Source organism: Actinomycetota bacterium, from assembly GCA_036280995.1.
In the GTDB taxonomy this organism is placed as follows: domain Bacteria; phylum Actinomycetota; class CALGFH01; order CALGFH01; family CALGFH01; genus CALGFH01.
On record DASUPQ010000718.1, the window covers coordinates 1 to 5,855 of the forward strand.

Here is a 5,855-nt window from a genome sequence, read left to right on the forward strand (position 1 = left end):
CGACCACGCCGAGACCTACCACCCGTTCAACGTCGAGCTGTCGACCGCGGCCGACGACTGCGTGCACGGCCAGCGCGGCTGCGACATCTGCACCCGGGCCTGCCCGCGCTTCCGGGACTGGGAGGTCGAGTGCGACCAGGCCCTGTTCGGGCGGGCCAGGGAGGTCGACGAGGTCACCGGCATCCAGCGTCGGGTGTTCCTGGCCCGGGCCACCGACCCGGCCGTGCTAGAGGCCGGCCAGGACGGCGGGCTGGTCTCGGCCCTGCTGCTGTGGGGGCTGGAGACGGGCCGGATCGAGGGCGCCCTCACCTCGCGGCTGTCGTCGGTCAGGCGCTGGGACGGCGAGCCGTTCCTGGCCACCAACCGCGACGAGGTGCTGGAGGCGGCCGGCTCCCGCTACACCTACGCCGCCAACCCCCTGGCCATGGCCGAGGCCGAACGGCGCGGGCTCAAGCGCCTGGCCCTGGTCGGGATGAGCTGCCAGGCCTCGATCAACGGCACCCTCCAGGCGCGCCGGGTCAACAAGTACGCGCGCCGGATCGAGATCACCCTCGGGCTGCTGTGCTCCAAGTCGTTCGCCTACGACGGCATGCGCCAGGTGATCACCCAGGACTATGGGGTCCCGCTGGACGACATCGCCAAGGTCAACATCAAGGGCCGGTTCCAGCTGTGGCGGCGCTCGACCGGCGAGCAGGTCGAGATCCCCCTCAAGCGGATGCAGCAGGCCACCCGCGAGGGCTGCAAGCTCTGCCCCGACTTCGCGGCCGAGCACGCCGACGTGGCCACCGGCGGCATCGGCCAGCGCGACGGCTGGACCCTGGCCGTGGTCCGCACCCAGCGCGGCGAGGACTGGATGCGCGAGGCCACCGCGGACGGGGTCATCACCGTCCGGCCGGGCGAGGAGGACCCGGCGGCCCTGGCCCTCATGGCCAAGCTGGCCGTCCGCTCCCGGGAGCGCTGGCCAGAGGGCCCGACCGGCGACCGGTCCGCCCCGCGGATGCTCCCGGTTGTGCAGACAAGCGGAGGAAGCGCAAGAACCACGTAGGTCTGCCGATTTGCAGGGATACGGCACAGACGTTGTAACCTTCCCGCTCGCAAGGCATACGGTCCTGACCGGTTGATCTCGGGTCGGTCCACGCCTTGGGGGGAGGGAGATGGCCACCGACCGCGACGAGCAGCTACGCCAGCAGCGCGAGCTCGAGGAGATCCGCCGCAGCTTCGCCGAGATGGGCGCCCGCATGGGCTCCCTGTTCGAGCCGGTGGACCCCGACGAGCAGGATGCGCCGCGGCTGTCCACCCAGCCGCCGGCCCCCTCCGGCCCGCTCCCCCTCGGCCTCCAGGGCCGTCCCCGGTGGTGGTGGGCGGCCGCCCTGGCGCTGCTGTTCATCGCCGGCACCGCCTTCGGCTGGATCCTGCCCAAGGGCGGCGGCGAGCCGGAGCCGCCGGCGGCGGCACCCCAGACGACGACCGCTCCCACGGCCGCGCCCGAGACCACGGTGGTGACCCGGACCGTGGTCAGCGTGCCCGAGCAGTGCCTGGAGGCGGCCGAGCTGGCCGACGAGATCATCTCCGCCCTCACCCGCAACGAACGTGACAACCGCCTGGCCCTGAACCTCAGGGACTACACCGTAGCCAACCAGGCCTGCCGAGAGGAGGCATCGCCCTGATGCAGAGGAAGTCGCTCGCCAAGCTCCTGCTGGTGCTGGCCGGGCTCCTGGCCCTGACGGTTCCCGCCGCCAGCGCCGCCGAGACCCTCGTGCTCTCATGCGTCAAGTGCGACGAACTGATCGTGACCGGCAAGGACCTGCCGGCCAACGACGAGGTCCGAGTGGGCGTGGTCGACGTCAAGACCGGCCAGCCAACCACCGACCAGTTCTACGTCGACACCGACGCGAACGGCGCCTTCGTCAAGAAGCTCCGCATGGACCTGGGCAACCACCCGGCGCTCGAGTCGACCGTGTGGAAGAAGAACGGCGACGTGCTGGTGGTCGCCGCCCACACCCGCTTCGTCGCCCCCTGCAAGCCGGAGGACACCCTGGCCTTCACCGGGTCGCACACGCCGCTGCTGCTCGGCACGGGCCTGGTGCTGCTGGTGGCCGGCGGGCTCCTGCTCCGCGGCTCGCGCCGGGCCTACACCCCGGTCCACTAGCGACAACGGCCCAGCCGGCAAAGGGGCCCCGGAGCGCGACACTGCTCCGGGGCCCTGTCTTTGTGTCGTCCTATTCGGTCGGCGTGTAGTTGGCCACGAACTCGGTGTCGCGCACCTGCGGGCCGATCTTGGCGAACCCGCCGGGCGAGCCGAGGGGCTCGTCGCCCTCGGTGAAGAAGGCCGCGTTGGTCGCGGTGAAGTCCTTCCACTGGGCGGGCACGTCGTCCTCGTAGAAGATGGCCTCCACCGGGCAGACGGGCTCGCAGGCGCCGCAGTCCACGCACTCGTCAGGGTGGATATAGAGCATGCGGTCGCCCTCGTAGATGCAGTCGACCGGACACTCCTCGATGCAGGACTTGTCCTTGACGTCAATGCAGGGCTCGGTGATGACGTAGGTCATCTTCGGGTGGACCCCCTCGTGGGCGTTTGCTCCGGGTGCAGGGTCGATCCTACCGCCTCCCTGGCCCCGCCGAGCAGCGGCAGCAGCACGGCCCCGGCCACGACGGCCAGCCCGCCGACCACCTTGCCCGGACCGAGCCGATCGCCGAGCACGGCCACGCCGAGCGCCACGGTGAACACCGGCTCGAACGACGAGGCGATCGACGCCCAGGCCGACCCGACCCTGGCCATGCCGGCCAGGAAGGCGGCGATGGCCAGGGCGGTGCCGACCACGGCCATGGCCGCCCCGGCGGCGTACGCGGACGGCGCCGCCCCGACCAGGCCGCGCCCCCCGACCACGACGGCGGCGGCCAGGAACGAGCAGGCCGCCCCCGAGCTGACGTAGGCGCTGGCCGCCAGCGGGTCCACGCCGCGCAGCAGGTACTCCCCCACCAGGATGTAGCAGGTGTACCAGCAGGCCGAGGCCAGGCCGAGGGCGACCCCGACGGCGTCCAGCGGCTCGCCGGGCAGGCCGAGGACGAGCAGGATGCCGGCCAGGCTGAGGGCCAGCCCGGCCGCCGTGGCCCGGTCCAGGCGTGAGCGGCCAAGGGCGACCGCCCCGGCGGTGACCAGCGCCGGGTACAGGTACAGGAGCAGGGCGGCCATGCCGGCCGGGATGCGGGCCAGGGCGTTGAAGAACAGCGTCGCCTGGATGGCGTAGCCGATCCCGCCGAGGGCGAGCAGCGCCACGGCCGCCGGCCGTCCCAGGCGCAGGCTCCGCCGGGCGGCCAGGGCCAGGCCGACCAGCAGCGGGGCGGCCAGGGCGAAGCGGATGGCCAGGACCCCGACGACCCCGAGCCCGCCCGCGTACGCCTGCTTGCCGAAGATGGCCAGGCTGCCGAAGGCGGCCGCCGACAGCACGCACAGCCCCAGCCCCACCCGGTCCAGCGTCGGCCCCGGACCCCTCGGGGTCACGCGGCCAGGCCGGACAGGAACGCCGCCGGGCCGAGGGGCCGGCCGGTGGCCGAGGCGACCAGGTCGCGCCAGGGCTGGGTGGCGCCAGGGGCGAACACCCGCTCGGCCAGGAACGCACCCGCCTCCGGGCGGCCGACGAAGCCGCCCGCCTGGTCGCGCACGGCCTGGTCGAGCTGGGAGGCGAGCAGCTCGCCGAGCAGGTAGCTCTGGTAGTAGACGGGGGCGACGGCCAGGTGGATCTTGCTGGCCCAGTCGGGGGCGGTGCGGCCGGAGGGGCGGCGCAGGCCCTGGAGTGAGGAGACCAGCTCCCACCAGGCGCCGGCCAGGTCGCGGCCCGGGTCGGCGTACATGGCCTGCTCGAACCGGACCACGACCAGGCACCAGCGGGCGAACACCAGCTGGCCGGTGCGGAGCACCTCGCGGCTGGGCCCGGTCAGGGCCTCGGCGGCGGCCCGGTCGGCGCCCAGCACCCCGGAGAGGAACTCGGGGTCGCGCCGGAGCCGACCCAGCATCAGGGCCACGGCCTCGGTGACCAGCGGCTGGGGCGGGCGGCGGAGGACCCAGGGCAGCGACCGGTCGATGTGGTCGTCGTAGACGGCGTGGCCGACCTCGTGCAGCAGCACGTCCAGCCACTCCTCGCCGGGGGCCAGGTTGGCCAGGACCCGGATGTCGCCGGCCCGGTCGACGTCCAGGCAGAAGGCGTGCTGGTCCTTGCCCGGGCGGGGGTGGAGGTCGGACCGCTCCAGCAGGTGGCGGGTCTCAAGGCCCATGCTGTCGTAGGTCGTCACGGCGAGCTTGACCGTGTCGGTCCCCTCCAGCAGCGGGCCCAGGTCGGCCTCGCCCTCGCCGTCGTAGCGCTGGAAGAACAGGTCGCCGTAGTGCCATGGGTACAGGTCCTCGACGACGACCCCGAAGCGGGCGCTCTGGCGGGCGTCGAGCGCGGCCTTGGCGGCCAGGAACGGCTCGCGGGTGGCCGCCTCGACCTCGTCCAGCATCCGCTCCAGCCAAACCTCGTCGATGTCGCCGGCGGCCAGGGCGAAGGCGAACCAGTCGCGGTAGCCGCGCTCGCGGGCCACCCGGTTGCGCAGCTCGACCAGGGCGAGGACGTCGTCGGCGACGGCGGCGCCGACCTGCTTGCCGGCCTCCCAGGCGGCGCGCCGCTCGGCCGGGTCGGTCGAGTCGGCCAGGATCCGCTCGAGCTCGTTGTTGGCCAGCTCCCGGCCGCCGACCCGGCCGCGGACGGTCGAGAAGGCGTGCTCCACCTTGGCCTGCAGGGTCACCAGCTCGGCCCGGTCGCCCTCGGGGATCTGGTTGGCCAGCAGGTCGAGGTTGGCCTGCTCCAGGGCGCGGCGGGCATACGGGCCGGTCCCGGCCGCCCCGGCGGCGGCCAGGGCGCCCTGGACCTCGGCGAACAGCTCCGGGTCACCGAGGGCGGCCAGCCAGGCCTCCTCGGCCCGCTGCCGGGTCGCCGAGGTCTCGGGCCGGGCGTCGGTCGAGGCCGCCCAGAAGGCGCGGTGGAGGTCGCGCTCCAGCGGGGCCAGGCGGTCGGTGAGCCGCCGCAGGACGGCGTCGGGGTCGGGGGGCATGGCACGGGCTCCGGGCGCTGGACGGTCGGTCGCCCCTACTGTAGTGGGATGCGCTACCGGTACGTGGTCCGGATCGGGCCGGAGGACGTCGGCCAGCGGGTGGTGGTCCGCTGGCGCCGTCCCGCGCCCGGCGGCGACGAGGTGGCCGACGTGGTCGGTCCCCTGGAGGCCGCCGACGAGCGGCGGTTCGCGGTCCGCAACCGCCGCGGCGAGCTGGTCGAGATCCCCCGCGACCGCGCCCTGGCGGCCAAGGTCATCCCGCCGCGATGAGGTGGGTGTGCCTGACGATCACGCCCTCGTCCTCGTCGCTGACGTAGAAGATGCGGTCCTGGGCGTCGACGGCGATGCCCTCGATGGCCGAAAGGTCGGGGAACTCGCGGACCCGCTCGGGGACCAGGTGGCCGGCGCGGCGGTCGCCGGGGAGCGCGCAGCGCCAGTGGGTGGCCATGGTGTGGGCCCCCTCGGGGTAGTCCTCCAGCAGCACGCTGCCCTTCTCGCGGGCGTCGATGTTGCCGGTGACCACGTGCAGCTCGCCGTCGTGGAGGGTCAGGTCGCGCACCCCGGCCATGGTCCCGTCGCGGCCGACCGCGTCCAGCACCCAGAAGCCGCGGACCTCCGGGATCCCGCCGCCCGGGCTCGAACAGCCGCTGGATGCCGTCCAGCTCGACCAGGAGCGGCCGCCCGTCGGCGGCGGTGGGGAAGCGCAGGCCGAGCACCAGCGAACCGTCGCCGCGGAACGCCGCCCCCTCGACGTTGAGGGGCAGGTC

General features: G+C 73.9%; 8 protein-coding genes. 4 read left to right on the top strand and 4 right to left on the bottom strand.

Going from position 1 to position 5,855, the window contains the following annotated elements:
- The 3 genes from VF468_24115 to VF468_24125 form a co-directional block, all read left to right on the top strand.
- The coding region (locus VF468_24115; protein HEX5881373.1) for a Coenzyme F420 hydrogenase/dehydrogenase, beta subunit C-terminal domain at nucleotides 1-1,045 on the top strand (1,045 nt) is incomplete at its 5' end.
- 109 nt (nucleotides 1,046-1,154) lie between these two features.
- Nucleotides 1,155-1,667: a hypothetical protein gene (locus tag VF468_24120; protein HEX5881374.1), complete on the top strand. Its 513-nt coding sequence runs from the start codon at nucleotides 1,155-1,157 to the stop codon at nucleotides 1,665-1,667.
- Nucleotides 1,667-2,149 carry a hypothetical protein gene (locus tag VF468_24125; GenBank protein ID HEX5881375.1) on the top strand — a complete coding sequence of 161 codons (483 nt, stop codon included), beginning with the start codon at nucleotides 1,667-1,669 and terminating at the stop codon, nucleotides 2,147-2,149. Before VF468_24120 ends, VF468_24125 begins: the two co-directional genes overlap by 1 nt.
- A gap of 70 nt (nucleotides 2,150-2,219) precedes the next feature.
- Here the strand turns inward: VF468_24125 and fdxA are convergent, their stop codons facing one another.
- Genes fdxA through VF468_24140 form a run of 3 tightly spaced genes read right to left on the bottom strand, consistent with a single transcriptional unit; the run spans nucleotide 2,220 to nucleotide 5,088 of the window.
- Nucleotides 2,220-2,549, bottom strand: coding sequence for a ferredoxin (gene fdxA / locus VF468_24130; protein ID HEX5881376.1), 330 nt, complete (start codon nucleotides 2,547-2,549; stop codon nucleotides 2,220-2,222).
- Nucleotides 2,546-3,466 (bottom strand): DMT family transporter, encoded by a 921-nt coding sequence (locus VF468_24135; GenBank protein ID HEX5881377.1) that lies wholly within the window; start codon nucleotides 3,464-3,466, stop codon nucleotides 2,546-2,548. Before VF468_24135 ends, fdxA begins: the two co-directional genes overlap by 4 nt.
- Nucleotides 3,467-3,498: 32 nt before the next feature.
- Nucleotides 3,499-5,088: a M2 family metallopeptidase gene (locus tag VF468_24140; GenBank protein HEX5881378.1), complete on the bottom strand. Its 1,590-nt coding sequence runs from the start codon at nucleotides 5,086-5,088 to the stop codon at nucleotides 3,499-3,501.
- A 48-nt stretch (nucleotides 5,089-5,136) separates the two neighbouring features.
- Between VF468_24140 and VF468_24145 the strand changes: the two genes are divergently transcribed.
- On the top strand, nucleotides 5,137-5,358 hold the full coding sequence (locus tag VF468_24145; protein HEX5881379.1) for a hypothetical protein: 222 nt from the start codon (nucleotides 5,137-5,139) through the stop codon (nucleotides 5,356-5,358).
- Here the strand turns inward: VF468_24145 and VF468_24150 are convergent.
- The coding region (locus VF468_24150; protein HEX5881380.1) for a hypothetical protein at nucleotides 5,342-5,855 on the bottom strand (514 nt) is incomplete at its 5' end. The two genes, VF468_24145 and VF468_24150, sit on opposite strands and share 17 nt — an antisense overlap.

Coding starts and splice junctions, on each gene's coding strand:
- VF468_24120 (HEX5881374.1), top strand. CDS start 1,155: ATGGCCACCGACCGCGACGAGCAGCTACGCCAGCAGCGCGAGCTCGAG.
- VF468_24125 (HEX5881375.1), top strand. CDS start 1,667: ATGCAGAGGAAGTCGCTCGCCAAGCTCCTGCTGGTGCTGGCCGGGCTC.
- fdxA (HEX5881376.1), bottom strand. CDS start 2,549: ATGACCTACGTCATCACCGAGCCCTGCATTGACGTCAAGGACAAGTCC.
- VF468_24140 (HEX5881378.1), bottom strand. CDS start 5,088: ATGCCCCCCGACCCCGACGCCGTCCTGCGGCGGCTCACCGACCGCCTG.
- VF468_24145 (HEX5881379.1), top strand. CDS start 5,137: ATGCGCTACCGGTACGTGGTCCGGATCGGGCCGGAGGACGTCGGCCAG.